Raw genomic sequence first — 26,092 nt, forward strand, 5'->3', positions numbered from 1 at the left:
CTAAGGGGTGAAGGAGTGAGCGGACAAATGAACGATGAAAAATACGAAACTTTATGCCAAAAAATCGAAATGGCACACCAAATTACGGGGAAAAAGTGGGTTAATCTTATTGTTCATACGTTAATGGAAGAGCCCAAGCGTTTCAGCGAAATTCACGCCTATATTCCGGACCTCAGCAAACGCATGCTTAACGAACGAATCAAGGAGCTGGAGGATAACGGGATCGTCATTCGCAACGTTATATCGGACCGGCCCGTGCGAATCGAATATTCCTTGACGAGAAAAGGAACCGAGCTCGGGAGAGCGCTGCAGGCGGTGGAAAAGTGGGCGGAAAAGTGGCTGTAGCGCCTCGACCATTGCAGCGGCGATTGGCAGCGGTTACATCACGCAGATATCATTCCCCGGTTGCCCTCAGAACGTTCCATCCGCGCACAAAAAACAAGCTCTGCACGCCAAGGTGCAGAGCTTTTGCTTGCTCAAGCCAATGTCATCACTTCGTAGGTTTCCGCCAGCTCCATAAAATGCCCCATGCTCGAGATCTCCCCTGCCGCCAGACGCTCCCGCACGCCGTAATAATCGACGCATGTCGCGCAGGCAAGCACCCGGACCCCCCGGTCCGCCAGTTCCTTCAAATGAACGGAAACCAGCGACTGATCGGTTAAGGCAAGCACGCCCCGGTTTGCGCAAAAGATCGCAGCCGGCAGCTGCTCCCGCTGCTTTAGCAGCGTGAAGAAAGTCTCCAAAATTTGCGTGCCAAGCTCTTTTTCCCCGTTTCCAAGGCTGTCGGTCGTCAGAAAAATCACTTTATTTTTCATGCGAATTCCATCCCTTCCGTACCTGAAATGTCGTTTGTATCTCAACGATAGCTTACGGGCATCAAAAGAGCAACTTTCCGGGCGGGATCAAGGAATTTATCCTGCCGGACACTTGCGTTTTCCGGGATCGGAGAGGCCTTCCGAAGCCGCGGCCCGACCTGACGAGACCGGCCCCGGCTTATTGACCAGATAAATGCCGATTCCCGTGCACAATGCCCCGGCCAGTACATACGCATGAAGGGGTTCGCCGAGAATGATCCATCCGGACGATAATCCGAACAGCGGAATCAGAAACAGATATACATTCGCTTTCCCGGGGTCGCTGTTCATCAGCACGTAATACCAGGAAATGAACTGGGCGATCGAGCTCATCAGAATCATCCATCCGAAAACGAACAGTTCTTTGCCAAGATGATCCGGATCCCATAGGAAATGCGGCTGCTCCACGAACGGACTGGTTGCCAGCAAAAACACGCCACCAATCAGCATCTGGTAAGCGGCCATTACCCAGGTGTCGTAAGCCTTACCCCAGCGGGAAATAAGCAGCGTCGCCAATCCCCAAGCCATGCCGGCCCCGATCGCGTACCAGAAGCCGCTTTCCAGCTGAACGTGAAAGCCCTGCGCCACGGCCACGCCGAAGAAACCGATCAGCACGCCTGCCCATTGAACGATCCGATACCGGACGCGGTACAACAGGAAGCTGAATATAATAAACCAAATCGGATTCGTGGAAGATAAAATCGAGGAGCTGCCCGAGGGGATGGTCTTCATGCTCAAATAGACGCCGGCCATCACAAGAGCCGACTGCAGCAAGCCGGTGACGGCGATTTTGGCCCACTCGGCGGCTTTACGGGGATGCGGACGCTTCAAAATGAAGGGCAGCATCAGCAGACCGGCGGCAATGAACCGGATCGATAGCAACAAAAAAGGAGAACCGAACTCCAAAGCCATTTTGCCTATCGGAAAATTAAGGCCGGAAACCAGCATCGTAAACAGCGTAAGCAACATGATGCGCGGATTTCGCATCCGTACAACACCTTCTTTTCTTAAGGATTATGTACAGTGTATGGCAGTCATGGTATCATGTAAAATGATTAAAAAAGATATAAAACATCAGAAAAAATGATTTCATGATATTTATACGTCCATGCCGCAAAAAAACAGTCCGAAGAAAGGAAGAGGCCTCATGGAAAGCGGGGATTTGAAAATATTCCAAGCGGTTGCAAGGGAAGGCAGCATCACCAAAGCCGCGTTGCGGCTCGGGTACGTGCAGTCCAACGTTACGGCCCGCATCAGGCAGCTTGAAGCGGAGCTGAACACTTCACTGCTGCATCGGCAAAGCCGGGGCGTCTCCCTGACGCCGGCCGGAGAAAATTTGCTGAAGTATGCCGACAAAATCGTTTATCTGCTGGATGAGGCGTTCAAGTCCACCCGGAACTCGGAAACGCCAAGCGGCTCGCTGCGCATCGGCTCCCTTGAAACGACGGCAGCGGTCCAGCTTCCCGGCATGATGCTGGAATATCACCGGAGCTACCCCGAAGTGAAACTGTCGTTGTCTACCGGCCATACGTCGGATCTCGTCAGAAAGGTGCTTGATTACGAGCTTGACGCTGCTTTCGTCAACGGGCCCCAGAATCACCCCGATTTGGAGGAGCTGTTTTCGTTCGAGGAAGAAATGGTTCTGATCGCGGAGCCGGGCGAGGCTTCGCTGCAGACGGCGCTGACGAAACCGCAGCTGTTTATCGGCAAAGGCTGCTTTCACCGCAAAAAATTGGAACACTGGCTGGAGGAGCATCAGCAGACGCTGAACAGCATGGAATTCGGCACGCTGGAGGCGATTTTGGGGGGCGTATCGGCCGGGCTCGGCGTATCGCTGGTCACCCGCTCCTCCGTAAAAACCTGGGAAGAGGCCGGCAAAATCCGCGTCTTCTCCATTCCGGAAAAATATCGGCGCTCCGTGGTCAAATTCGTGTTCCGGCGCGATCTGTTCCGGACCAGCGCGTTCGAAAAGTTCGTGGAGCAAATCCGACATTTTTCGGAACGGAACGAAACGAGTAAGGCTTTGGGGTGAAAAATGGGCCGGGCTATGCTACAATACTGGCTGGCAAATCGATCAGGGGGGTTTATATTCAAGCCATGCTCATTATAGGTATCGCCGGCGGAACAGGGTCCGGCAAAACGACGGTAGCCCGCTCCGTCATTGACCGTCTGGGTTCGGGCAAAGTCACGTTCATATCCCAGGATAATTATTATAAAGACCACAAGCATCTCACGCTCGAGGAACGGGCGCATATCAATTATGACCACCCGTTCGCCTTCGACAACGAGCTTTTGATAGAACATCTTGCCCTTCTCCGCGACAGCCAGACGGCGTATGCCCCGGTATACGACTTCACCGTCCACGCCCGCTCGGAGACGGAAACGATGGAACTCAAACCGAACAACATCGTCATCATCGAAGGTCTTCATGTGTTGTCCGACGAAAAGCTTCGCGAAATGCTGGATATCAAGGTGTTCGTCGATACCGATCCGGACGTCCGCATTTTGCGCCGCGTCGTGCGCGACATCGAGGAGCGCGGCCGCTCCATCCAGTCGGTTCACCAGCAGTACCTGACAACGGTGAAGCCGATGCACGAGGCCTTTATCGAGCCTTCCAAAAAATACGCCGACCTGATCATCCCCGAAGGCGGGCAAAACGAAGTCGGGATCCAGCTTCTATCGATCCTGACGGAAAAATTCCTGTCGGGTGACAGGGATTGGTCCGATTATTGAACCAATGTCTGCAAGTTCCCATAGACTTGTGAGCGACAACAGCCCCCGTGCGCTTCCTGAACGCGCCGGGGGCTGTTTGCGTGAGTTGATATCATCTCAATCTAATCATCCGCTGCCCTTAAGCAGGCTGAGGCCAACCACTTCGCCCCACGTTTCTTCCGGCGCACCTGGACGGGCCAAGGCCGCGAACGGGCGCAACTGATTTAGTTGTAATCTGTTATCATTTTGTTAGTTAAAATTGCTTTACAGTTATTTCATTTTGCATAAAAACAGACAATAAATAACAAACGAGTACATTTCAAATCCAGTGAACAAACGTTAAAATAGGCTTGTAAACGCTATCAAATATTGAAACGGGGAGAAAAGGATGAAGAAACGGTCTTATTTTTTGTTAGCTTTTGTTATTGTCCTATCGACGATTCTATCGGCCTGCGGTTCAAGCGGCGACAGCAAGACAGCCGAAAACGGAAACGGAGCCTCCTCCTCTACAGAAGGAGCTAAAACGGGTGAGGGGACAAACGCCGGAACCGGAGCCGATATCAGCGGAAAAATCACTTTCCTGACCAACCGTACCGACATGATCGGCAAAGAGTATGACGAGTATTTGAAACGCTTCAACGAAAAATATCCGAACATCAAAGTCGAATTTGAAGCCTCCCAGACGGACTACAATCAACAAGCCAAAGTCCGCATGGCCGGCGATGAGCTGCCCGATGTGATGTTTATCCCTAACATTCCGAATTCCGATCTGCCGAAATATTTTTTGCCGCTCGACGACTTGGGTTTGAACGACAACATGACGTTTAAGGACTTCAAAGCGTTCGAAGGAAAGGTGTACGGCCTCTCCAGCGGAAACTCCACTTCGGGAATCGTGTACAACAAAAAGGCTTTTGCCGATGCGGGGATCACCGAAATTCCAAATACTTGGGACGAATTCCTGGCCGCTTGCGAGAAGCTGAAGCAAAAAGGCATCGTGCCGCTCGCTTCGAACTTTAAAGACAAATGGCCTTTGAACAACTGGGTCTACGACCTGCCTCGCGTCATCGAAAACAATCCGGATTTCCCGAACGAAAAGCTGAACACCGATACGCCGTTTACGATGGACAACGGTTACGGCAAAGCGCTCAGCTTGATCCGGGAGCTGAATGAAAAAGGTTATCTTGAGAAAGACATCAACTCCACCAACTGGGAACAGTCCAAGAAAGATATCGCTTCAGGCAAGTTCGCGATGTATTTCCTCGGTAACTGGGTCATCAATCAGGTGATCGGAGCGGGAACGACCTCCGACAACGTCGGGTTTTTCCCTCTCCCTTACGATAATTCCGGAACGGTAAGAGCCGCTCTGAGCCCGGACTTCTTCTATGCGGTCTCCAAAAACAGCAAGTCCCCGGAAGCGGCCAAAGCTTTCGTAAAATGGATGATTGAAGAGTCCGGATACGAGGATTTTGCCGGTTTTATTCCGCCGCTGAAGGATAAGGAATCCAAGCTCGCCCAATTGAAAGAATTTAAGGCGACCGGCGTCGAGCTTCAAGAAGGCACTCCGGACGACATGGACGTCGCCAACATTTCAAACAAGGCCCAAATCGATTTGCCGGCCATCGCCCAGGAATTCGTGCTTGCCAAAGATCCGCAAAGCGTGCTCGACAAATGGAACAAAGCATGGGCCAAAGCCAAAAAAGACCTCGGCAAATAAGCATTCGCCAATATCAACCCTGCCCGCTTTAAATAACGGTTCGAAGCAAAATGGATTATCCGTCACGGCGATAATCCATTTTGTTTCCCGTCATTCCGGCGCGGCCGGCGTACAGCAAAAGCTTTTGCGGAAAGAAGGTATGCAAGATGTTTTCATCGCTTTCGTACAACAAACAAAAAACGATCGTGATCGTCTCTTTTCTGCTGATCCCGTTGATCCTCCTGGCGACGTTCACGTATTATCCGGCAATCAAGCTCATTTACTACAGCTTCACCAATTGGGACGGCTACAGCCCGGAAAAACCTTGGGTCGGACTGGACAATTATAAAGAGGTATTTTCCAATCCCGATATTTTCAAAGTTTTTGAACATAATTTCGCTTATTTTGCCATGGGGATCGTGCAAAACGTTATCGCCATTTATTTTGCCGTGATCTTGAACAGCAAGCTCCGCGGGCGCAACCTGTTCCGGATCCTCCTGTTCCTGCCTTATATCATGAACGGCGTTGCCGTCGCCTTTATGTTCGGTTACGTGTTCGACACGACCAACGGTTCGCTGAACCTGTTCCTGAACGGCCTCGGGCTGAACCGTCTCGGGGAGACGAGCTGGCTCGGCACCGAAGGGCTGGTCAACTACGCGCTGGCTTCGACGGGACTATGGCGTTTTATGGGTTATAACATGGTCATCTATATCGCTTCGCTGCAGGCCATCCCGAAGGATCTGTACGAGGCGGCGAAAATCGACGGGGCCAACTCCTGGCAGACGCTCTGGAAAATTACGCTCCCGAACATGAAACCCGTGATCCAGCTGAATTTGTTCCTTACCGTCACGGGGGCGCTGGAAGTGTTCGACCTTCCGTTCGTGCTCACCAAAGGCGGTCCGGCCGGCGCCAGCCAAACCTACGTGCAGCGGGTCGTCGATACGGCCTTCGCCTACAACAATTACGGGCTTGCATCGGCCATGAGCATCATCCTGCTTGGGTTTGTGGTGGTCGTGCTAGCGGTACAGCAGTTTGTTCTCAGCAGAGGAGGCAATAAGTCATGAAGCGTTCCCCATTTCGCTTGCAGAACCTGTTCAAATACGTCACGCTTCTCATCGGCGTTTTTGTCGTGTTATTTCCGCCGTATGTCGTCATCGTGAATGCATTCAAATCGAAGGATGAGTTCAACGCCAGCAGTTCCATCTCCCTGCCCCACAGCTTTTTCAATTTCGAAAATTTCAACATCGTGTTTGAACGCGGCGGACTGCTCAGCGGCTTCGGCAACATCCTATTGATCATCATCGTTTCCCTTGCCCTGAATATTTTGTTCGGCACCATGGTCGCCTACGCACTCGGCCGCTTCTCCTTCAAGCTGAAGCCCGTCGTGTTCGGCGCCTACCTGATCGCTACCATCATACCGAGCATTACGACCCAGGTCGCCACCTTCGGCATCATCAAAGGCCTGGGACTGTACAATACGCTGGCCGCGCCCATTGTGCTGTACATCGGAGCAGACGTGATCCAGATCATTTTGTACCTGCAGTTTATCCGAAACATCCCGTACGATTTGGACGAAAGCGCCATGGTGGAAGGAGCCTCCCTGTTCAAAATCTATCGGTCCATCATTTTTCCGCTCCTGACGCCGGCAACCGCCACGCTGGTCATTCTGAAAACGATCAGCATCTATAACGATATGTACATTCCGTATCTCTACATGCCGAAGCAAAGCTTGGGCGTCGTAACGACCGTCCTGATGCGGTTTCAGGGGGTCAACACGGCGGACTGGAACTTGATCTGCGCAGCCATTTTGCTTATTTTGCTGCCGACGGTCATATTGTACATTTTCCTTCAGCGGTATATCTTTGAAGGAGTCACCAGCGGCGCGGTGAAATAAACCAAAACATCAGGGGGAGAACTCGCATGACACGTTGGATCGGCCGGACGATGCGCAAGGGATGGGTTTTTCTTGCCAATCTTTCTTTGGAGAAAAAACTGATTCTTATTTTCGTTTTTCTGCTGTCGCTGCCCATCACCTACGTGAGCTATCTTTCGGCGCGTTCCACCTTCGATTCGGTTCTGCAAAACGCCACGAACAACGCGATCCAGATGGCCGGCAACGCGTCGAACACGACCGACAGGTACGTGGCCGACCTGAAGCGTTCGACCGCCCTTCCCCTCTACAATTCGGACGTCCAATATTATTTGGAGCAGGAGACGACCGATTGGGGAAAAAACGTCGCCATGGGGATGTTCCTCAGCTATTTGAGCCACACCAAAAAAGAGATCGCCGCCGTCTATCTGGTCGACCGGTATGATCATATCTTTTTCGACAAAAGGCCGGATATCACGGAACTGTCCACGACGGATCAGCTGGGCACTTGGAAAAGGCTCGTCGGCCAACAGTCGGGGGCGCATCCCATTCTCATGGGAAGACATTCGATCCAGGTGAACGGCAACAAGCAAAAGGCCGTATTCAGCGTGCTGCGCACGGTCAAATCGGCGAGCACGCTTCAGGACATCGGGATCATCGTGTTCGACATCGACATCGAGCTCTTCAAAGACATCGCGGAGCCGATGGACCGGGTCACCCAAGGCTCCTCCTTAATCCTCGACGATCAGGGAAAGCTGGTGTATGCCAGCGGAGATCCCGGGACCGTCAGCGCGCGGCAATCGGATCTGATGTCGCTGAGGAAAGGACGGCACACCGGATATTTCGAATCGGAGATCGATGGAAAGCGCTATTTGACCGTTTTTGTGGTGTCGGAACAGACGGGATGGACCACTTCGGTTTCGATTCCCCTGGCCAAAATTTTGTACAAGGTCAAGCAAAACAGCACCACGCTGATCGTCACCACGCTGCTGCTGCTTTGCATCGCCCTGATTGCCGCCACCTTTTTCTCGCATGCGCTGACCAAGCCGCTAAAATCGATGGTCCGTTATATGAGACAGGTGCAGCACGGGAATTTGAACGTTTGGATCACCACCCGGTACGAGGACGAGATCGGCATGCTCGGAAGCCATTTTAACCGGATGATTGTGCGGGTCAAAGAATTGCTGAACGAAATCAAAGCCACGGAAAAACGGAAGCAACTGGCCGACATGCGGGCGCTGCAAAGCCAGATCAACCCTCATTTCATTTACAATACGTTGGAGTCGATCCGCATGCTGGCGGAAATCAACGATGATCCGCAGGTGGCCAAGCTTACTTATCTGCTCGGCATCCAGCTGCGTTACAGCATCGTCCGGAGCGAAGAAACGGTGACCATAGCCCAGGAGCTTGAGCATGTCCAACATTATTTCGACCTGCTGGCCATTCGGTTCCCGGGCAAATTCAAGCTTACGATCGATGTTCCCGAAGCGTTTCGCGGTCTTCCGGTATTGAAGCTGATCTTTCAGCCCATCGTCGAAAACGCCGTGTTCCACGGGCTGGAGCGCAAGCCGGGGACGGGCACGGTCGCCATTGACGCATGGAAGGAACACGAGCACGTCATATTCCGGGTCCAGGACGACGGCGTCGGAATGGACGGACAAAAATTGCTGGCGCTGAATGCCAGCTTGAGAGAGACGGATGGCGGCGGGACGTTCGGAATCGGCATCCATAACGTCAACGAGCGAATCCGGCTGCATTACGGCCACGGATGCGGCCTGCAGGTTTACAGCGAACCGGGGTCCGGAACCAGCGTCTTGATCAGGATCAAGGAAAACCTGCCCGATGACAGGGAATGATCAACCGTTTTCGAGAAGAAAGGAGGGCGAAGCCGCTTGCTTAACATCATGATCGTGGACGATGAAATGCTCATTCGCGAAGGCCTGGCCAAAATCATCGGCAAGGAAAGTCCTTGCTTTCGGGTGGTCGGCCAATTCCCGGACGGAGAAGATGCGCTTCGGCATCTTCCGGAACTCGAGGTCGATGTGGTCATTACGGACATCCGGATGCCTGTCATTGACGGCCTTGAGCTGATCAAAAGCTTGCGGGCGACCCATCCCCATATTCGTTCCATCCTGATGAGCGGATTTACGGAATTCGAATATGCCCGGGAAGCCATTCGGGTCTCCGCCGTCGATTATCTGCTCAAGCCGATCAACAAGGAGCAGCTGTTTGAACTGCTTTACCGGCTGCACGACGAACAGGAAACGTCCAGGGAAAAAGAGGCGCTTCACCGTCAAAGGCTGATCCACACCTGTCTTCATAGCGAAGCCGTCGCGGAATATGTGTGGGAGGAGCTCTCGCTTCCCCGGCCTTATTTTGTGGCGTTCGTCCAGAGAGCTGGCACGGAGGAATCGGAGCACACGCAGGAATGCGGCCGAAGTTTGGACAACTTTGACCCGGAATGGTTATTCGATCGGCTTGCCGTTCAACACCGGCTGCAGGTCTTTATTTTTTATTTCGCCGAAGCTCCCGGAGCGGAAGCCGTCCATCGGATCGGCAAGCTTCTGACGGGCGATGCGTTCCATGGCGGGACCGATGGCCGGGTACTTGCGGGTTCCAGCAACGTCTACAATGACGCCAAAAAACTCAAGGCAGCTTATCTGGAGGCCAAGCTCGCCTGTGATTCGGGCATTTATGGGCATGCTCTCCGCTATTACGCACCCTACGGCGCAATCGGCGACCGAACATCGCCGCCGCAAGTGCAGGAAATTACCGCCGCGGAATGGGAGTTTGTTACCGAGCAGCTCCACCTCCTTCACTTGGCACCCCTTCAGGAATGGATTCAGCGGCGTTTTGAGCGGCTCAGGTCGGAAGCGGCCTCCCCCGAAGCCATCGCGGAGACTTGCACCCTGATCGAAGAGGCGGCCGCTGCGGAAATTCGCGAGCTGAAGGGCATCTTCGAATCGCCGGCCTACGCCGGGCGGAAGGAGCGGCTGCTTGCCTGCCTGTCCTTTTCGGAAATGAAGCAGCTGTTTTTGTCTTGTTTCATGGGCGCATTGTCGGAATTGCAGGAGGCCCGCAAGGAAATGGGCAGCAAAGCCGTCGAGACGGTCAAGCGTTGGATAGCCGAAAACTACAGCCGGCATGTCGAGCTGAATACGCTGGCCAATCTGGTTTTCCTGACCCCGAGTTATTTAAGCAAGTTATTCAAACATGAGACGGGTCTTACGCTGACGGAGTACATTGCCGAGATCAGGCTGAAAAACGCCAAACGGCTCCTTCGAACCGAACCGCGCATGAAGGTGCACCAAATCGGAGCCGAGGTGGGCTATCCGGATCCCGCCTATTTCAATAAATTGTTCAAAAAAATGGTCGGCGTAACGCCCAATGAATATAAAAAAATGTTGTAATACTGCGGAATGCCGCTTATCCGAGAGCCAAGCCTCTTGAATAAGCGGCTTTTTGTTTTCGCAAAACAACTATATTCGCGTTTTTCTCATATTTCCGTCGCGCTCTTTTGCTTATTAGGTATTGTATTGGCAGCGGTTCCGGTATATATTTAGCATGTGGTATTTATTTTGTTATTATTTTTGATAACAAATGATAACAAAACATATGATTCGAACGATCAAGTCTGTTATTTATACGACATGAGGTGAATAAAGTGAAACTAACAGAACCATTTATCGCAGGAATGACATGGGGATTCATGGGGGTCAGGGGAACGTGGGCTACCGAAAACGCCTCCGCCTCGATGGAAGCCATGTCCGAAACGACCGGCATCAATTGGACCGCCATCGCCTTTTCGGCGTATCAAGCGACTCCCTTCTCGACGGACATCCCTTATTGGGAAGATCCGACGGTAACGGATGCCGAAGTAAAATGGGCCATTGCCAAAGCCAAGTCGTTGGGGCTCAAGGTGTGCCTGAAGCCGATCGTGAACTGCACGGACGGGACGTGGCGGGCCCACATCAACTTTTTCGACAAAGACGTGCCGTGCGAACCGAAGTGGAGCGACTGGTTTGCTTCCTATAACCGCTATATTTTGCATTTTGCGAAAATCGCCGAGGAAACCGGGTGCGAGATGTTCTGCATCGGCTGCGAAATGGTCCAAACCGATCGCCGGGAACGGGAATGGCGCGAGCTGATCTCGCAGGTCAGAGGCGTTTACAGCGGAATCGTCACATATAATTGCGATAAATATCAAGAGGATAACGTGGCCTGGTGGGACGGCCTGGACGTGATCAGTTCCAGCGGATACTATCCGATTCACGATTGGGACAACCAATTGGACCGTATTGAAGCCGTCGTCCGGAAGTTCGACAAGCCGTTTATTTTTATGGAGGCCGGTTGTCCGAGCCGAACGGGCTCGGCGTCGATCCCCAATGATTGGACGCTTCAAGGCGCAGTCAATGAAACCGAACAGGCCGATTTTTACCGTACCATGTTCGGCAAGTGCAGCGGCCGGGACTGGGTGCAAGGGTTTATGTTGTGGGACTGGCCGGCCGAGCTGTACCGCCGGGACGAAGCGTCCGCGGATGACGGTTATTGCGTGTACGGCAAAGAGGCCGAAGCCGTCATTCGCGAGCATTATGCCGATCGTTTGAAAAACGAGGCGATCGCCCGTCAAGGAGGATGCTGACATGCTGGATGCCTTGCCATGGATGCGGGAGCTGGATGAAGAGCTGAAAAACAATATTTTGCGATTTTGGGCCGAAAAAAGCGTGGATACCGCGCGCGGCGGCTTTTACGGGGAGATCGATGGGCAGCTGCGCGTGAATGAACGCGCCGACAAAGGGCTGGTGCTGAATGCCCGCATCTTGTGGACGTTTTCCGCTGCCTATCGCCATTACAAGGACGAACAATACCTGGAGATCGCCGGCAGAGCCTACGACTACCTGATCGGACACTTTCTCGATAGGGATCACGGAGGATTGTATTGGATGGTGGATGCCGACGGCCATCCTTCCCAGGATAAGAAGCAAATCTACGGACAAGCCTTTGCGATTTACGCTTTGTCCGAATTTTACCTTGCCGATGGGCGGCAGGAAGCCTTGGATGCCTCCATCGAGCTGTACCAGCTGATTGAGCGGCATAGCCACGATCCGATCCATCGAGGGTATATCGAAGCTCTGGGACGCGATTGGACGTATACGAGCAGCTTCAGCCTCAGCAACAAGGACCTGAATGAGAAAAAATCGATGAACACCCATCTTCACGTGCTGGAGGCTTATACGAACCTGTACCGGGCATGGAAGTCGCCGACGCTGGCTTCAAGTCTGACCCGATTAATCGAGGTGACGCTTGAAAAGATCGTTGACCGGGCCACCGGGCATTTCCGGTTGTTTTTCGACGAGGAATGGAACGCCAAAGGCTCGCATATTTCCTACGGGCACGATATTGAAGGCAGCTGGCTGCTGATGGAAGCCGCCGAAGTTCTTCAGGATCAAACGCTGCTGGAACGCGTGAGAGCCGTTGCCATCCGGATGGCGGAAGCCGTTCTCGCTAAAGGGGTTGACCATGACGGCGGGATCTGGAACGAAGCGGACCCTGACGGAGTCACCGATGCTAATAAGGACTGGTGGCCGCAGGCCGAAGCCATGGTCGGCTTTTACAATGCTTACGAACTCACCGGGGAATCCAAATTCAGGGCTGCCGCCATTCACTCCTGGAAGTTCATTCAAACGTACATCGTAGACCGCGAGCATGGGGAGTGGCATTGGGGAGTCGATCCGAACGGTTCGCCGCTGCCTGGCGGCACGAAAATCAGCGCATGGAAATGCCCGTACCATAACGGCAGGGCTTGCCTGGAAATGCTGTCCCGTCTTCAAAAAGAAACGAACCTGCAAGAAGTCGATTCACTATGATCGGAGGGGAAACAATGAGCTTGTTTGAACAACGAAAACGGCAGTTGACGGAAAATTACGAATCGCTGATCCACCGAAAAAACGAAAAAATGCCGCCGGGCAACGGCGTTTACGACCGCTACCGCTATCCGGTGCTGACGGCGGACCATGCGCCTCTCATCTGGAGGTACGATTTTAATCCCGAGACGAATCCTTATTTTTCGGAACGGCTTGGCGTGAACGGCGTTTTTAATCCCGGAGCCATTCATTTGAACGGCAAATTTTATTTGGTCGCCCGCGTCGAAGGCGTAGACCGCAAGTCTTTTTTCGCGGTCGCCGAAAGCGACAACGGGATCGACGGCTTCCGCTTTTGGGATCATCCAATCGTCATGCCCGAAACCGATGTTCCGGATACAAACGTCTATGACATGCGGCTGGTGCAGCATGAGGACGGCTGGATTTACGGCTTGTTCTGCACCGAGAGGAAGGATCCGAACGCTCCCCTAGGCGATTTGTCGAGCGCGATCGCTCAATGCGGAATCGCCCGCACCAAAGACCTTGTGGCTTGGGAGCGGCTTGATGACCTGAAAACGGGGTCGCCGCAGCAGCGGAACGTCGTATTGCACCCTGAATTCGTCGACGGCAAATATGCCTTCTACACCCGCCCGCAGGACGGGTTCATTGATGCCGGTTCCGGCGGAGGGATCGGATGGGGATTGTCCGACTCCATCGAACATGCCGTCATCGATCGGGAAATCGTCATCGACGAACGCCATTACCACACCATCAAAGAAGTCAAGAACGGGCAGGGGCCCGCGCCGATCAAAACGGACCGCGGCTGGCTCCACATCGCGCACGGCGTCCGCAATACGGCTGCCGGTTTAAGGTACGTCCTGTATGCTTTCCTTTCCGACCTGGACCGTCCCGATCGGGTTACGCATCGTCCAGGAGGGCATTTTATCGCGCCGGAGGGCGAAGAACGGGTGGGCGACGTATCCAATGTCGTGTTCTGCAACGGGGTCATCGCCACCGACGACGGAAACGTATATATTTATTACGCCTCCTCCGATACCCGGGTGCATGTTGCCACCACCACGGTAGACCAACTGCTGGATTACGTGCTGCACACGCCGGAAGACGGCTTGCGCTCCTACGCCTGCGTAGAACAACGGATTCAGCTGATTGACCGCAATCTGGAATTGCATAAGGCACGCATTTAAATAAGGATTTGGCAAAATCCTGAAATATCAAAAGGGGACCGTCTGCCGTAAACCGGCTGATCGCTCCCCTTTTTTGCTATAGTGCAGGTTGTGGCTGTCGGCAGGAACGGCAGCGGTCTTCGGCGAGCGGCCGCCCCCCGGTTCGTTTTCGCCGCTCGGCTCCTCTACTGTTTCCTTGGCCCTGACGTAGAGTCCCGGTACACGATGTCCGCAGAGACAAGGATTTTCTCGACGGTAAGCTCCGGATGCTGGATCCTTTCAAGCAGCTTCTTGACCGAGCGCTCGCCCATGGCCTCCTTCGGCACATGGACGGTCGTCAATGCAGGCTGGGACCGATCGGCGTCATCGATGTTGTCAAAGCCGGTAACGGAGATATCTTCCGGAACCCGAATGCCGTGTTTTTGCAGCGTGGACATAACCCCGAACGCGATCGAATCGTTGGCGCAAACGAGCGCCGTCGGCAGCTGCCCTTTTTCTTTCATTTTTGCGAGCCATTTTTCGAATTCACCGGCAAACTCGCCGCTGTCCACCCCATCCAGCGTGATCATCGGATCGATGGGCTTCAGCGCCTCCAGGCCGTTCTGTTCCAGCGCTTTGCGAAAACCGATCCACCGGTCCTGAAAGCTTCGGGAAAAACGAACGTCTCCGACAAATTGAAGACGCGTATGGCCCAGACCGATCAAATGGTTGCAAAGCCGGGCGATCGCGTCCGTATTGTTCACGAAAACCGTATCCGTCGGAATAAGGTCGTCTTCATGATCCACCAGGACCATGGGAATCCCCAGGCGGTGCGTCTCCAGCAGCAGCTCGGAATCGATTTGGCCGACCCCGATCATGCCGAAAATCCCGCTCGGATTCAGCACATGGACAAACGAATCGACCCGGGATTCCGTGACAATGACCATGCCGAGCCCTTTTTGTTCCAGCTCCCGCGAAATGCCCTCCATAATTTTGCCCCAATACAGAGAGTCCTTGGTCTGAAAGCGGATGTTAGGCATCAAAACGATGACAGATTGCATGCCGGACGTACCGACGACGTTTGGCTCCCCTTCGTTATTTTTGATATAGGCATTCTTCTGGGCAAAATATCCGAGCTGGGAAGCGGCCTGAATGACCCGTGATTTCGTATGTTCATTGACGCCGCCCTTCCCCGAGAGCGCCTTGGATACCACAAACTTCGATACGCCCAGATGATCGGCAATCTGCTGCATCGTAACCCTTTTCAACGTAAAACTCCTCCCGCTAGCAAAAACTGTTTGCGTTTTTCATTCATTTTATTATAACAAAGGAACGCAAAGGGATAAACTGAATCGGTGAATCGGGTTACGAACCTGAAATTCGATCAAGCACGGCTTGGTTCCGGTGCCCATCCTCGATCGAACCTCCATCTCCGGATGAAGCCGAATCAACGGCGCTTGAACCCTTAAACCAAAACCGCCTCCGATGATGCCAACCCGCATAGGACACCTCCAAAATTGTTTTTACGCCTTTTTCTGATCCTGAAGCGTTGGATTAAACTGGTCCCGGTATTGTCCCGGCGTCATTCCCTCCAGTTTCTTGAACATCCGGTTGAAGTATGGAGGCTGGTACCCGACCGCCCGGGCAACATCGCTGATTTTCATGTCGGTCGAAACGAGCAGCTTTTTGCAGTGGCTCATTTTGATCGTGGTCAAATAATCGATGTAGTTCGATCCGGTCATTTGCCGGAATGCCTTGCTCAGTTGGGACACGCTGACCCCGGCTTCCATGGCGAACGTCTCCAGCGAAAGGTCGGCCATGTAATTTTCATGGATCGTCTCCATAATTTGATCCACGATGCCTTTCATCGACGGATGGTAGCTCCGGTTCAGCACCTCGATGTACGGCCGGATCACGTTCGCGCGGAACCACTGGATGCACGCATTGGCGTCCCGGAGCGCCTCCAGCTCCTCCTGCAGCTTGATCCCGTCATAGATGGCGTAAGGGTTATGGTTCGATTGAAGCATGGAACGGAACAGGCTGTTTTTAAGCCGCATCAAGCCTTGATGCACGACCCACTCCGGCGCCCCGTCCTTCTGCAGCGCTTCAACGAACCGGATTAAAATATCCTCGGCTTCTTTTTCCAGCCCCAGGTTGAGCGTATGCGTAAATTCCTGCTCCAGCTCGAAAGGAAATTCCACCTCGACCTTCGCTTTTTCCATCACCGCTTCGGCTTCAAGCAGCTGGCTGTCGGACGTAAAGGACCGGTAGCTTAACGATCTTTTGGCCTGCTCCAGCAAATAAGGAACATCGCGCCAAGCCCCGGCGGGGCCGCTCACGGCAATCGTGGCCGGCATGCCCAGCACGTCCCGCAAGGTGTTCAGCATGTCGCCGCCCAGCTGCATCAGCGGCCGTTTCAGGTTATCCCCGGACGCCGCGGAAGCGGCAGGCACGCACACGATGACGGCAAACGAGCCGTCCATAAAATCGATGGTGTGCACGTAGGAGCCGATCCGCTCGGACATTTCATGCAGCAAATTGACGGCGGCGTAAGTGAGCAGCTGCACGTCTTTGGCCGTAAGCTGTCCGCGGTTCAGCGTCAGGGAATGAAGGCGGCATACCACGATAAAAAACCGATGCTCCGCCAAATCGAGCTGCAGCGCCTGCAGCTTTTCGATGATTTCGGCTTCCGTCAAATGGGCCGCCTGCCCCGTCACGAACTGGTTGATGAGCGCTTCCCGCACCTTCGGGATGGACTGGTTCAAGCTGCTTTGCAGCGTCTCGTTGACGGACCGGTACTGCTTCCATTTCTCCTCGATATATTTCAGCTCGTTGTTTTCGGGAGCCGGCTCCGGTTTGCCTTCCTTGAACAAATCGACGATTTTGCGGATCGGCCGGTACATCCGGTTGGAGGCGAACCAGCTGAGGGCCAGCGCCACGCACAGGGAACCGATCCAGTAAACGATCACGACATGCCGGTACGGTCCCGTAGGCGCCGTAATGGCCGACGACGGCGTCCCCGAGACAAAGGTCCAAATGCCGCCCATTTTCTCGAAGGATAACGCGCTGACCAGCAGCTTGTCGTTTTTCAGCGGCAGCTGGAAATGAAGCTGTGTATCGTAAGAACGCGTGGTTTCCGTAAGCTTCTCCAAAATGGAGGGCATGACCTCCGGATATTGTTTGCTCGCGTCGGATTGGCCGACCAGCGTGTCTTCCCCGTCCAGCACAAAGGCCACCTGCTCGGAATTGGCGCTCAGGTTCACCTTGGCCGGATTGACGTACAGCACCAGCGCCCCGTAAGATTGCTGGCTGTTGAATGGCAGCTTCATGACGATGGCATGGGTCGACTTCCCCTTATTGAAAGGGCGGGGCAGCCCGTTCGTCCAGAAGATGCTTTGGTCGGACGACATGATCTTGCTCCAGGCGGCGGCATCCGCCGGATCATCCAAGGTCCGCAAGCCGAGCATGGGCTGCATGATTTTGTTCTGCTTGGCCACATACAGGTAGGCCTGGTCGACCAGCGGATCCCCGTTTTCGATAAAATAAAGCGTATCGCTTAATTCCTGCGTTTTCTCGAATTGGTCCACAAAATTGGTGTCCGCCAGGGAGGGCTTCAGGACCGGGTTGGACATCATGTGCGAGGCATACTGGACAAGCTGGGAAAACTGCTCATCGACTCGCCTTGCCGTATCCTTCAGCAGCTGCTCGTTATTCTGTTGGTACTGCCGGATCAGGTACTGATTGCCGACATGCCAGTTGATAAAACTCACGATCGAAATGGGAACGCATGTGAGCATGATGACCAGCGCGATGGTTTTCCAGTACATGATTCCTTTTGAAGCCAATTTCCTCGTCCATTCCTTACCCAAATCCCTCACTCCTGACGGTATCTGTTCGAATCGATCTTCACCCGTGCGTTGGTGTTGTACCATTCATCATAACGAAACGAACCCCATATGAAAAGGCTTTCAATGCGAAAAATCATCCCATTTTATTGGGAAACGGCCGCAAATCCCTTTGAGTAAAAAAAGTGCAATGCCGTGAAATAAGCATCAGGAAAAGCCCCGCCAAAACAAAGCGGATTTTCCCTTTTCGGCCATCGTGAGGAATGGCTACTCCAAACTGACCCAAGATGATAATTAGTATTGGACTACAAGCAACAGCAGCGGAGGGGACGGAATCGATCTGAAGAAGCGAAGCGTTCGCCTTTGGCTCCGAATTTCTTCCTTTTTGGAAAACAAAATAAAAGAAATTTGGAGACAACAGCGATCGGAAGAACGATCCGTAACCGCAGCGGCCACCTAGCACAAGGTTATTGGCGGCGCCACGTTTGCAGGCTCAAAGCAATGGCTCAAACGCCAAATTTTCAGGGCAAAAAAGATATGCCGTGTACCGCCGAAAATAAAATCAAATTGCCGGAAATGCCGCGAGCCACTACATTGGGTTATGACAAGCGCGATGCCAAGGTCGCGGGCTAAAGGTTTGAGAGTGAAGATCCATGTTTGTGAAACGAAATTTTCCATAGACAAAAGAAAGCGAGGTAAACAGATGCGGAAACGATCATCCCAATCCGGTGCCGCAAGGCTGCGGGAATCCAAAAGGCCGCTGTGGCCCGATCTGAAACGGGATCGGTATTTGTACGTGCTGGCGCTGCCGGGCATTTTGTTTTTCATTATTTTCAAATATATTCCGATCACCAACCTGGTCATCGGTTTTCAGGACTACTCCCCTTATTTGGGGATTGCCGGAAGCCCATGGGTCGGATTTGAGCATTTTGCCCGGTTTTTCTCGAACCCCGACTTCTGGATGCTGCTGCGCAACACGCTCGGGATCAGCTTGATGAATCTGGTTTTCTTTTTCCCGGCGCCGATCATCCTCGCCTTGATGCTCAACGAAGTCCGCCATCAGCTGATGAAACGCACCGTACAATCGCTGATTTATATCCCCCACTTTTTGTCGTGGGTGCTCATTTACGGCTTGACCTACCTGATGTTCTCCCAATCCGAAGGGTTGTTCAACAAGCTGCTGACGGCGCTGGACAAAAATACGGTCGACATTTTATCGAACCCGAAGCTGTTTTGGGGCATGCTGACGGCGCAGTCCATCTGGAAAGAAGTCGGCTGGGGCACGATCATCTTCCTCGCCGCCATCGCCGGCGTCGATCCGCAGCAATACGAAGCGGCCGTCATCGACGGAGCCGGTCGTTTCCGGCGGATGTGGCATATCACGCTGCCCGCGATGCGGAACGTCATCATGATTCTGCTCATTTTGCGGCTCGGAACGATCATGGACACGGGCTTCGAGCAGGTCTACCTGATGATGAACGCCGCCGTGACCGAGGTCGCCGAAGTGTTCGATACGTACGTTTACCGCGTCGGCATCCGGCAAGGGGAATTCAGCTACAGCACCGCCATCGGCCTCTTCAAATCGATCGTGGGCGTCATTCTGGTCGTCGGCGCGAACAGGGCCGCCAAACGTTTCGGCCAGGAAAGCCTGTATTAACGCAAAAGCCCCCACCGAAAGGAGAGACACCCGATGATTATGGAAGTCAATACGTCCTGGAAAGACCGGCTGTTTACGTACGCCAACGGCGGCCTCCTGGTTTTGTTCAGCCTGGCCATGGTTTTCCCGATCTATTACACGATCGTGCTATCCTTTACCGATTCGACGGAGTATTACACCCGGGATTTGATCCTGTGGCCGCATCAATGGTCGCTGGACGCCTACAAATATTTGCTCGGCAACGGCTTGTTCGTCAATTCCTTGATGGTCAGCGTGTTTCTGGCCACGGTCGGCACCGCTTTAAGCCTGATTGTGACGGGAGGACTCGCTTACGCCATCTCCTGCCGGCGGCTGCGGTTCCGCAAAACGATGATGTTTATGATCCTGCTGACCTTTTTGTTCACGCCCGGGCTTGTCCCGGTCTACTTGATCGTACGGAATCTGGGCTTGATCGACAGCGTCTGGTCCTTGATTTTGCCTTCGCTTACCAGCGGATGGTACGTGCTGCTCATGAAGGGCTTTTTCGACGGCATCCCGGACAGTCTGGACGAAGCCGCCCGGATCGACGGCTGCACCGAAATCAGCGTCTTTTGGCGGATCATCATCCCGCTGTCGCTGCCCGCGATCGTCGCTTTCGGCCTGTTTTTCGCCGTCGGCTATTGGAACACGTATTTTAACGGCATCATGTTCATCAACCAGCAGGCGAAATGGCCGCTGCAGGTGCTGCTGCAAAACATGCTCGTCGACCCGACCACCATGGGCGGCGGCGAACAAAACGTCTCCCTGCAGATGAACCGGCAGCTGCCGACGGAAACGCTCAAAATGGCTGCGGTCGTCATCGCCACCATCCCCATCATGCTCGTGTATCCGTTCCTTCAGAAGCATTTTGCGACAGGGGCCATGGTCGGCTCCGTGAAGGAATGAGCCATACAGGTTTGCCAAATCGAAGGAGGTTATGTAATGAGTCCATCCGGAACAAAGGTACAGAAAAAGATGCTGATGAAATCCATGCTGGTCGTCCTGGGAGCGAGCGTGCTGCTGACGGCCTGCGGCGGCTCCAAAGGGGCATCGAAAGAAGGGGACGGCCCGACGCCGATCCAAATGCAAACGCTGAATTACGCCACCGAATTTATCGACAATACCAACCCGATCTGGAAGGAGTTCGAGAAGCGCACCAGCACCAAGCTCGACATCACCTGGCTGTCCCCGTCCACGTCGGAGGAAAAAATCAACGTCATGCTCGCCTCCGGCGACCTGCCCGAGGTGACGTTCGTAGAGTCGCTGATCAACCCGCAGCTGCAGAAAATGATCAAGCAAGGGGTCTTCTGGGATTTGACGCCTTACATCAAGGATTATCCGAACCTGAGCGCTTCCAACCTAGCCGAGATGTGGACCGCATCCAAGGTGGACGGCAAAAACTACGTCATTCCGCGCTACTACCCGAGCTATGGCGGGGGTGCCTTCCCGATTCTTCGCAAGGACTGGATGGATAAGCTCGGGCTGCAAACGCCGACGAACATGGACCAGTTGTTCGAGGTGCTGAAGGCATTCAAGGAAAAGGATCCGAACGGCAACGGACAGGCGGACGAAGTGCCGTATGCGGCGAACCCGGACACGATGGGCTTCGTGTACGGCGTGTTCAACGGAACGCAAGGGCAATGGAAGCTGAAAGACGACAAACTCGTTCCCGTCATCACCGAGGACGCCTCCCGCGATGCCGTGCTGTGGCTGAAAAAGGCCTTTGATGCGGGTCTGTTCCCGAAAGATTTTGCCATCATGAAATATTCCCAGACGGTGGACCTGATCCGCGGCGGCAATGCAGGGGGCACTTCCCAATCGATGAACCATGCGTGGGTGACGGGCTCCAAAATCCGCGAAGTCGTGCCGACGGCCGACTATATGCCGATCACATACCTGGAAAACGCCGGCGGGGACAAATATACGCCGTCCGGCACGCCGTATTACGGGGTGTACCTGATTCCGAAAAAGGTGCCTGAAGCGAAAGTGAAAAAAATTCTCGGGTTTTTCGACTATGCTTACGGCAAAGAAGGCAACGAGCTGGCGACCTACGGCATCGAAGGCGTGCATTACACGGTGCAGAACGGCCGGAAAATTCCGACGCCGCAAAGCGAAAAAGACCATCTGGGCGACGGCAACATGAACAACCTGATCCACCTGATCAGCGACGACATGTCCATCGGCGCGGTCGGCATGCCGGACGATGTGTACAACCGGAACGTCGAGATCGTTAATGAACGCAAAAAGATCAAAACGCCGAACCCCGGCAGCGAGCTGTACTCCGAGGCTTACAACAAATACTATCCGGAAATTTCGAAAAAAGTGAGCGACATGCGCACCAAGGTCATCATCGGCAAAGACACCATCGAAAACTACGACAAATTCATCGAGCAGCTGCGCAACGACCCGACCTTGAAGCAGGTGGCGGATGAAATGACGGAAGCGTATCATAAAAAGATGAGCAGCCAGTAAGCCGGAAAATCGTTGGGGCGGCCCATCGGCCTGCCGGAGCCGTACACAAAACAAGGGGGATGTTTCCAAGGTCGGCCGACCTTGAAGCATCCCCCTTACGTTTTGGGCTTTCCACTATGTATCCATGCTAATATCGTCCCATGCTTCGTCCCGGTAACCGATCATCCAGAACAGCGCCCGGCGGCGCTCCATCACGACGCTTTCGTTCAGGCCGGCCGCAGGCTCCCTGCCACGAATCCGGTCATTGACGCAGGCCCAATGCAAGCGGTAGATTTTGTCCGCTTCGTCCAACATGTCTTCCGCGCGCCGAAGCGCCGTCCGCTCCAAAAACTCGTCGAAACCGCTGCAGCTCGATACCGCCTCAATCGCCGCTTTGGAGTCGCATGGATGATCCGGAAAATCAAGCGAATCCACCACCCCAAGCGCCCAGAGCAGCGCCCAATAAGCCTCGTATTGCCAGACCAGATTGACCGCATCCTGATATTCGGGCTCCGCCTGCTCCAGCAAATCTTTTTCGGCTTCGGTCAATGCATCCTTGACCCCGAATCGATCGAGCAGACCGGTCACAAAAGCTTTCGATTCCGCCAAATCCCCCTCCTGCGCGACGTCGCACGCGTATTGGATGACGATCAGCAGCGCCGCGGCCCGGCGGGCGATCTCCTCTCTTGATCTGACCTTCAGCTCGCTAAGCGGAGGCAGTTCAGGCAGGTGCTCCACGTACGGAACTTGCTTTTCCTTCAGATAGGCCAAACTTCTTTGCTTTCGCTCCGCGCCCTCCGGCGTCGTACGGTCCTCGCCCCGGATTTTTCTCGTGCATGCCCGCGGACTGAAATCGGCAGCATCGGAGCTTCCGTCGGGATACACGATGACCCGCCCATCCCGGTCCAGCAGCGTGCCGTCGGGAATAAACCCGATGCCGTCCACTTTTGCGGCAAGCTTGATAAAGCGTTCCAAGTCGTCTTTGCCGTATTCTTTTTCCGTTTCGATCGCCAGCATCGTATTGATCACGGAAATCTGTATCATGACGCGGCGTTTTAAATCCTCGTCAGCAAACGGAATGCGGTCGTAAAACCCCGTCATCCCTGGAATATTGTTCGCGAAATAATCCGGATCGGTATCTTCCGAGGCGACGCGAATCGTTATTTTGTTGTTTTTAAACCAGCCTTTCGGATGAACCGTCATCTCCTTTTCTCCCGGAGCCCCGCCCGTTACTTTAAAGCCGTCGGCAAAAACCTCATGAACCAGCCCGCCGATATCCTTAATATCGTTTCGGGATGCAAATATCGTAAAATAAGCCAAAAACGTTCCCCCTCCTGTCAGCGACGGTTCGTCCATCCCTTAACCGTTTACGCCGTAAAAATTAAACTCCCGACTAGTTGGCGGCACCCTTTTTGCGGTTTTGCGCCTAACCATCCTCGAAGCCCAACCTCTCCTATCTTAACAAAACCTTCTATTTCCTGGAAGAGTCCGCGCCGGCTGGTTAATCAGATGCCATCCCAAATGCCGCTTGGGGCGATGCGATGTGTCCGTTCTCCGCCCGATATTCTCCCGGCGCTTTTCCCGTCCATTTTTTGAAAGCCGCGTGAAACGAACTCGGTTCGGAAAAATGCAGCAAATAGGCAATTTCCGTTACCGTGTGTTCCGGCCGCGCCAAATAGCGGATCGCCAATTCCCTTCGCACTTCGTTTGCGAGCCGGTTATACGTCGTCCCTTCCTCCTTCAGCCGGGCCTGGAGCGTTCTTGCGCTCATCCGCATTTCCTTGGCTGCGTCCTGGAGAGTCGGGAAAAAGAATGGCATAGACGACAAAATCCATTCCCGCAAACGCGATGACAGCACCAAACCTTGGACCAGCGTCTTCCGCACGTCCTCCACCACGCCCTCAAAAACCGCAAACAGCCGGGAATCCGCGCCTAATACGGGGTAGTCCAGCACTTCCTTGCGGAATGCAAGCGCGTTATGTTCCTGCCCAAAAAGAGGGATTACACCGCCAAACGCTGCGGCATAAGCCTCGGCAGGCGCCTGGCGGGCATGCGAGAAGCTTGCTTCGGTAAGATTAACCGGTTTGCCGCTCAGCTGAAGGATGATTTGGACAAGGGAAGCCGCCATGTCTTCGATGCAGTGCCGGCTGAAACCGCGCCCGGACTGCCGAGGGACCATACGGACAACCGCCTCATCCCCCGCAATTTCAATCTCGGCGTTATATTGGCCGCAGACGACGTCATTGTATTTTTGATAAGCCGCCAATGCATCGCCGATCGTCTTGGAATGCAGCATCGCGTATCCAAGCACCCCGAGATCGGTCAGGTGCATGGCTTGTCCTTGGTGAAGGCCGAACGCCGGGTCTTTCGTATAATCGGCCGCTGACTGCATGATCCGTTCGAGTTCTTCCGTTTCGATTCTCGCGTCGGTGCGTCCCGGCAGCCCGACGTCGATACCGGCATAAGCGCAAAACGCTTCCCAGTCGAGCCCTTTCGCGGCCATCGATTTGCGGATCGGCCACAGCAGCGTGACCGGTACATCCATTGTCTTCAATCCGTTTCCTCCCAACCAGCGCAAATGATCAAGTTTTTCGCGCGTTTCCTCATGTCGCTTGCCACTTGGTTCCCGTTATGATGGGTTCAGTTCTATTTTACACGACGCCGTTTCGATAAGGGGGAACAAACTATGCACAAAAATATGACGGTCATCGTCGGCCATCCCGATCCCGAAAGCTACTGCCACGCCCTTGCGCAAGCCTACATCAGGGGGGCGAAGGCTGCCGGCGCTGACGTGAAGCTCCTGGACCTCGCCGCCATGAGGTTCGATCCGATTCTGCAATACGGCTATCGGAAGCGGACGGAGCTCGAACCCGACCTTATTCAGGCGCGGGAGGCCATTTTGCAGGCGGACCATCTGGTGTGGGTTTACCCGACCTGGTGGGGGACGATGCCTGCTCTCCTGAAAGGTTTTATCGACCGCGTATTCCTGCCGGGATTTGCGTTTGCGTCCGCTCCGGATTCGCTGGCGGTCAACAAGCTCCTCAAAGGAAAAACGGCCCGGCTGCTCGTCACGATGGACTCCCCATCCTGGTATTACCGCCTCGCGCTCAGGCGGGCGGGGCATGTCATCATGAAACGCGGCATTTTGCAGTTCAGCGGCATTCGGCCGGTGCGGATTACCGAAATCAACAAGGTGAAAATGTTGTCCGCCGAAAAGCGCAAACACTGGCTGGAAAAGGCGGAGGCGCTTGGGGCGAAGCTGGCTTAGCAGGAATCGGGCCACCCTTCTCCAGCGCAAATCGGATGTTTCAGATCCCGATGCACGGGTAAGTAAAGAGTGCACACGCAATACTCAATACCCTAAAAGGAGTGATTCGAAATGGCAAACAATAAGGATGACCGTAAGATGACACTCGAAGAAGCCGGACGCAAGGGTGGCGAGACAACCGCCAAAACGCATGACCGTGATTTTTATCAGGAAATCGGCCGTAAAGGCGGAGAGGCAACGTCGGAATCCCATGGCCGTGAATTCTATCAGGAAATCGGCCGCAAAGGCGGCGAGGCGACAGCGGATTCCCATGATCGTGACTTTTATCAGGAAATCGGCCGTAAGGGCGGCGAAGCGACGTCGGATTCCCATGACCGTGATTTTTATCAGAAAATCGGCCGTAAGGGCGGCGAAGCGACGTCGGATTCCCATGACCGCGATTTCTACCAGGAAATCGGCCGCAAGGGCGGCGAAGCGAGAAGCGATAACGACGGAGGCGGCGATGGCAAAATGAGCCGCGAGGAAGCGGGCCGCAAAGGCGGGGAAGCCCGGGCCCGACAAAGAGACGACTCCTAATGTAGATGAATAAAAGTGTAGATGAATAAAAGAAATGCCGGCAAAGGAAGCTCCGCAAAAAGAGAGCCTTCCTGCCGGCAACCTTCGAAACTTGAAAAGGACAGCACGCCGCTGTCCTTTTTAC

The 26,092-nt window shown here is 54.0% G+C and carries 23 protein-coding genes; 17 read left to right on the top strand and 6 right to left on the bottom strand.

The features are described from left to right. The first annotated feature begins 27 nt into the window (after positions 1 to 27). Entirely contained in the window at positions 28 to 345 is a 318-nt protein-coding gene (locus GQY55_RS06910; RefSeq protein WP_036713341.1) for a winged helix-turn-helix transcriptional regulator, read from the top strand. Between the two features lie 131 nt (positions 346 to 476). Here GQY55_RS06910 and GQY55_RS06915 read toward each other — a convergent pair whose 3' ends face one another. Together GQY55_RS06915 and GQY55_RS06920 are read right to left on the bottom strand one after the other, a co-directional pair. After that, positions 477 to 815, bottom strand: a complete 339-nt coding sequence (locus GQY55_RS06915; protein WP_160039518.1) for a DsrE family protein — start codon at positions 813 to 815, stop codon at positions 477 to 479. A gap of 96 nt (positions 816 to 911) precedes the next feature. Beyond that, entirely contained in the window at positions 912 to 1,823 is a 912-nt protein-coding gene (locus tag GQY55_RS06920) for a DMT family transporter (RefSeq protein ID WP_236575461.1), read from the bottom strand. Positions 1,824 to 2,001: 178 nt separating this feature from the next. Between GQY55_RS06920 and GQY55_RS06925 the strand changes: the two genes are divergently transcribed. From GQY55_RS06925 to GQY55_RS06970, 10 genes are all read left to right on the top strand, one after another. Further along, positions 2,002 to 2,886 carry a LysR family transcriptional regulator gene (locus GQY55_RS06925; protein WP_160039522.1) on the top strand — a complete coding sequence of 295 codons (885 nt, stop codon included), beginning with the start codon at positions 2,002 to 2,004 and terminating at the stop codon, positions 2,884 to 2,886. A 65-nt stretch (positions 2,887 to 2,951) separates the two neighbouring features. Further along, a complete protein-coding gene (udk, locus tag GQY55_RS06930) occupies positions 2,952 to 3,587 on the top strand; it encodes a uridine kinase (protein WP_160039524.1) in 636 nt (211 codons plus the stop codon). Positions 3,588 to 3,954: 367 nt separating this feature from the next. After that, positions 3,955 to 5,280, top strand: coding sequence for an ABC transporter substrate-binding protein (locus GQY55_RS06935; RefSeq protein ID WP_160039526.1), 1,326 nt, complete (start codon positions 3,955 to 3,957; stop codon positions 5,278 to 5,280). Between the two features lie 146 nt (positions 5,281 to 5,426). Then, a complete protein-coding gene (locus GQY55_RS06940) occupies positions 5,427 to 6,323 on the top strand; it encodes a carbohydrate ABC transporter permease (RefSeq protein WP_160039528.1) in 897 nt (298 codons plus the stop codon). Next, positions 6,320 to 7,153, top strand: coding sequence for a carbohydrate ABC transporter permease (locus GQY55_RS06945; RefSeq protein WP_160039530.1), 834 nt, complete (start codon positions 6,320 to 6,322; stop codon positions 7,151 to 7,153). The genes GQY55_RS06940 and GQY55_RS06945 overlap by 4 nt, the downstream gene beginning before the upstream one ends. Positions 7,154 to 7,179: 26 nt before the next feature. After that, positions 7,180 to 8,985 carry a cache domain-containing sensor histidine kinase gene (locus tag GQY55_RS06950; protein WP_236575462.1) on the top strand — a complete coding sequence of 602 codons (1,806 nt, stop codon included), beginning with the start codon at positions 7,180 to 7,182 and terminating at the stop codon, positions 8,983 to 8,985. 36 nt (positions 8,986 to 9,021) lie between these two features. Next, positions 9,022 to 10,539, top strand: a complete 1,518-nt coding sequence (locus GQY55_RS06955; RefSeq protein ID WP_160039532.1) for a response regulator — start codon at positions 9,022 to 9,024, stop codon at positions 10,537 to 10,539. A gap of 284 nt (positions 10,540 to 10,823) precedes the next feature. Then, positions 10,824 to 11,771 carry a glycoside hydrolase family 113 gene (locus tag GQY55_RS06960; RefSeq protein WP_160039855.1) on the top strand — a complete coding sequence of 316 codons (948 nt, stop codon included), beginning with the start codon at positions 10,824 to 10,826 and terminating at the stop codon, positions 11,769 to 11,771. A 1-nt stretch (position 11,772) separates the two neighbouring features. Next, complete coding sequence (locus tag GQY55_RS06965) at positions 11,773 to 12,996, top strand: AGE family epimerase/isomerase (RefSeq protein WP_160039534.1); 1,224 nt, start codon at positions 11,773 to 11,775, stop codon at positions 12,994 to 12,996. A 14-nt stretch (positions 12,997 to 13,010) separates the two neighbouring features. Beyond that, a complete protein-coding gene (locus GQY55_RS06970) occupies positions 13,011 to 14,195 on the top strand; it encodes a glycoside hydrolase family 130 protein (RefSeq protein WP_160039536.1) in 1,185 nt (394 codons plus the stop codon). Positions 14,196 to 14,359: 164 nt separating this feature from the next. Here the strand turns inward: GQY55_RS06970 and GQY55_RS06975 are convergent, their stop codons facing one another. Both GQY55_RS06975 and GQY55_RS06980 read right to left on the bottom strand, forming a co-directional pair. Continuing rightward, positions 14,360 to 15,421: a LacI family DNA-binding transcriptional regulator gene (locus GQY55_RS06975; protein ID WP_236575463.1), complete on the bottom strand. Its 1,062-nt coding sequence runs from the start codon at positions 15,419 to 15,421 to the stop codon at positions 14,360 to 14,362. A gap of 255 nt (positions 15,422 to 15,676) precedes the next feature. Further along, a complete protein-coding gene (locus GQY55_RS06980) occupies positions 15,677 to 17,980 on the bottom strand; it encodes a helix-turn-helix domain-containing protein (protein WP_236575464.1) in 2,304 nt (767 codons plus the stop codon). 318 nt (positions 17,981 to 18,298) lie between these two features. Between GQY55_RS06980 and GQY55_RS06985 the strand changes: the two genes are divergently transcribed. From GQY55_RS06985 to GQY55_RS07000, 4 genes are all read left to right on the top strand, one after another. Then, complete coding sequence (locus GQY55_RS06985) at positions 18,299 to 18,631, top strand: hypothetical protein (protein WP_160039540.1); 333 nt, start codon at positions 18,299 to 18,301, stop codon at positions 18,629 to 18,631. Positions 18,632 to 18,701: 70 nt separating this feature from the next. Next, positions 18,702 to 19,655, top strand: coding sequence for an ABC transporter permease (locus GQY55_RS06990; RefSeq protein ID WP_160039542.1), 954 nt, complete (start codon positions 18,702 to 18,704; stop codon positions 19,653 to 19,655). Between the two features lie 33 nt (positions 19,656 to 19,688). After that, a complete protein-coding gene (locus GQY55_RS06995; RefSeq protein ID WP_373309249.1) occupies positions 19,689 to 20,579 on the top strand; it encodes a carbohydrate ABC transporter permease in 891 nt (296 codons plus the stop codon). 36 nt (positions 20,580 to 20,615) lie between these two features. Then, positions 20,616 to 22,145 carry an extracellular solute-binding protein gene (locus tag GQY55_RS07000; protein ID WP_160039544.1) on the top strand — a complete coding sequence of 510 codons (1,530 nt, stop codon included), beginning with the start codon at positions 20,616 to 20,618 and terminating at the stop codon, positions 22,143 to 22,145. 114 nt (positions 22,146 to 22,259) lie between these two features. Here the strand turns inward: GQY55_RS07000 and GQY55_RS07005 are convergent, their stop codons facing one another. Next, positions 22,260 to 23,444, bottom strand: coding sequence for a DUF4272 domain-containing protein (locus GQY55_RS07005; RefSeq protein WP_160039546.1), 1,185 nt, complete (start codon positions 23,442 to 23,444; stop codon positions 22,260 to 22,262). 181 nt (positions 23,445 to 23,625) lie between these two features. Further along, positions 23,626 to 24,669: an AraC family transcriptional regulator gene (locus GQY55_RS07010; RefSeq protein ID WP_236575479.1), complete on the bottom strand. Its 1,044-nt coding sequence runs from the start codon at positions 24,667 to 24,669 to the stop codon at positions 23,626 to 23,628. A gap of 141 nt (positions 24,670 to 24,810) precedes the next feature. On the opposite strand from GQY55_RS07010, the gene GQY55_RS07015 reads away from it, so the two are divergent. Both GQY55_RS07015 and GQY55_RS07020 read left to right on the top strand, forming a co-directional pair. Beyond that, positions 24,811 to 25,392 (top strand): NAD(P)H-dependent oxidoreductase, encoded by a 582-nt coding sequence (locus GQY55_RS07015; protein ID WP_160039550.1) that lies wholly within the window; start codon positions 24,811 to 24,813, stop codon positions 25,390 to 25,392. Positions 25,393 to 25,503: 111 nt separating this feature from the next. Then, positions 25,504 to 25,968: a general stress protein gene (locus GQY55_RS07020; RefSeq protein ID WP_160039552.1), complete on the top strand. Its 465-nt coding sequence runs from the start codon at positions 25,504 to 25,506 to the stop codon at positions 25,966 to 25,968. The last annotated feature ends 124 nt before the right edge of the window (positions 25,969 to 26,092 follow it).

Source organism: Paenibacillus sp. USDA918EY, from assembly GCF_009870825.1.
Classification (GTDB): Bacteria; Bacillota; Bacilli; order Paenibacillales; family Paenibacillaceae; genus Paenibacillus_AQ; species Paenibacillus_AQ albilobatus.

Coding starts and splice junctions, on each gene's coding strand:
- GQY55_RS06925 (WP_160039522.1), top strand. CDS start 2,002: ATGGAAAGCGGGGATTTGAAAATATTCCAAGCGGTTGCAAGGGAAGGC.
- GQY55_RS06995 (WP_373309249.1), top strand. CDS start 19,689: ATGATTATGGAAGTCAATACGTCCTGGAAAGACCGGCTGTTTACGTAC.
- GQY55_RS07010 (WP_236575479.1), bottom strand. CDS start 24,669: ATGGATGTACCGGTCACGCTGCTGTGGCCGATCCGCAAATCGATGGCC.
- GQY55_RS06940 (WP_160039528.1), top strand. CDS start 5,427: ATGTTTTCATCGCTTTCGTACAACAAACAAAAAACGATCGTGATCGTC.
- GQY55_RS06950 (WP_236575462.1), top strand. CDS start 7,180: ATGACACGTTGGATCGGCCGGACGATGCGCAAGGGATGGGTTTTTCTT.
- GQY55_RS07020 (WP_160039552.1), top strand. CDS start 25,504: ATGGCAAACAATAAGGATGACCGTAAGATGACACTCGAAGAAGCCGGA.
- GQY55_RS06910 (WP_036713341.1), top strand. CDS start 28: ATGAACGATGAAAAATACGAAACTTTATGCCAAAAAATCGAAATGGCA.
- GQY55_RS06980 (WP_236575464.1), bottom strand. CDS start 17,980: ATGTACTGGAAAACCATCGCGCTGGTCATCATGCTCACATGCGTTCCC.
- GQY55_RS06970 (WP_160039536.1), top strand. CDS start 13,011: ATGAGCTTGTTTGAACAACGAAAACGGCAGTTGACGGAAAATTACGAA.
- GQY55_RS06935 (WP_160039526.1), top strand. CDS start 3,955: ATGAAGAAACGGTCTTATTTTTTGTTAGCTTTTGTTATTGTCCTATCG.
- GQY55_RS06915 (WP_160039518.1), bottom strand. CDS start 815: ATGAAAAATAAAGTGATTTTTCTGACGACCGACAGCCTTGGAAACGGG.
- GQY55_RS07015 (WP_160039550.1), top strand. CDS start 24,811: ATGCACAAAAATATGACGGTCATCGTCGGCCATCCCGATCCCGAAAGC.
- GQY55_RS06965 (WP_160039534.1), top strand. CDS start 11,773: ATGCTGGATGCCTTGCCATGGATGCGGGAGCTGGATGAAGAGCTGAAA.
- GQY55_RS06945 (WP_160039530.1), top strand. CDS start 6,320: ATGAAGCGTTCCCCATTTCGCTTGCAGAACCTGTTCAAATACGTCACG.
- GQY55_RS07000 (WP_160039544.1), top strand. CDS start 20,616: ATGAGTCCATCCGGAACAAAGGTACAGAAAAAGATGCTGATGAAATCC.
- GQY55_RS06920 (WP_236575461.1), bottom strand. CDS start 1,823: ATGTTGCTTACGCTGTTTACGATGCTGGTTTCCGGCCTTAATTTTCCG.
- GQY55_RS06990 (WP_160039542.1), top strand. CDS start 18,702: ATGCGGAAACGATCATCCCAATCCGGTGCCGCAAGGCTGCGGGAATCC.
- GQY55_RS06960 (WP_160039855.1), top strand. CDS start 10,824: ATGACATGGGGATTCATGGGGGTCAGGGGAACGTGGGCTACCGAAAAC.
- udk (WP_160039524.1), top strand. CDS start 2,952: ATGCTCATTATAGGTATCGCCGGCGGAACAGGGTCCGGCAAAACGACG.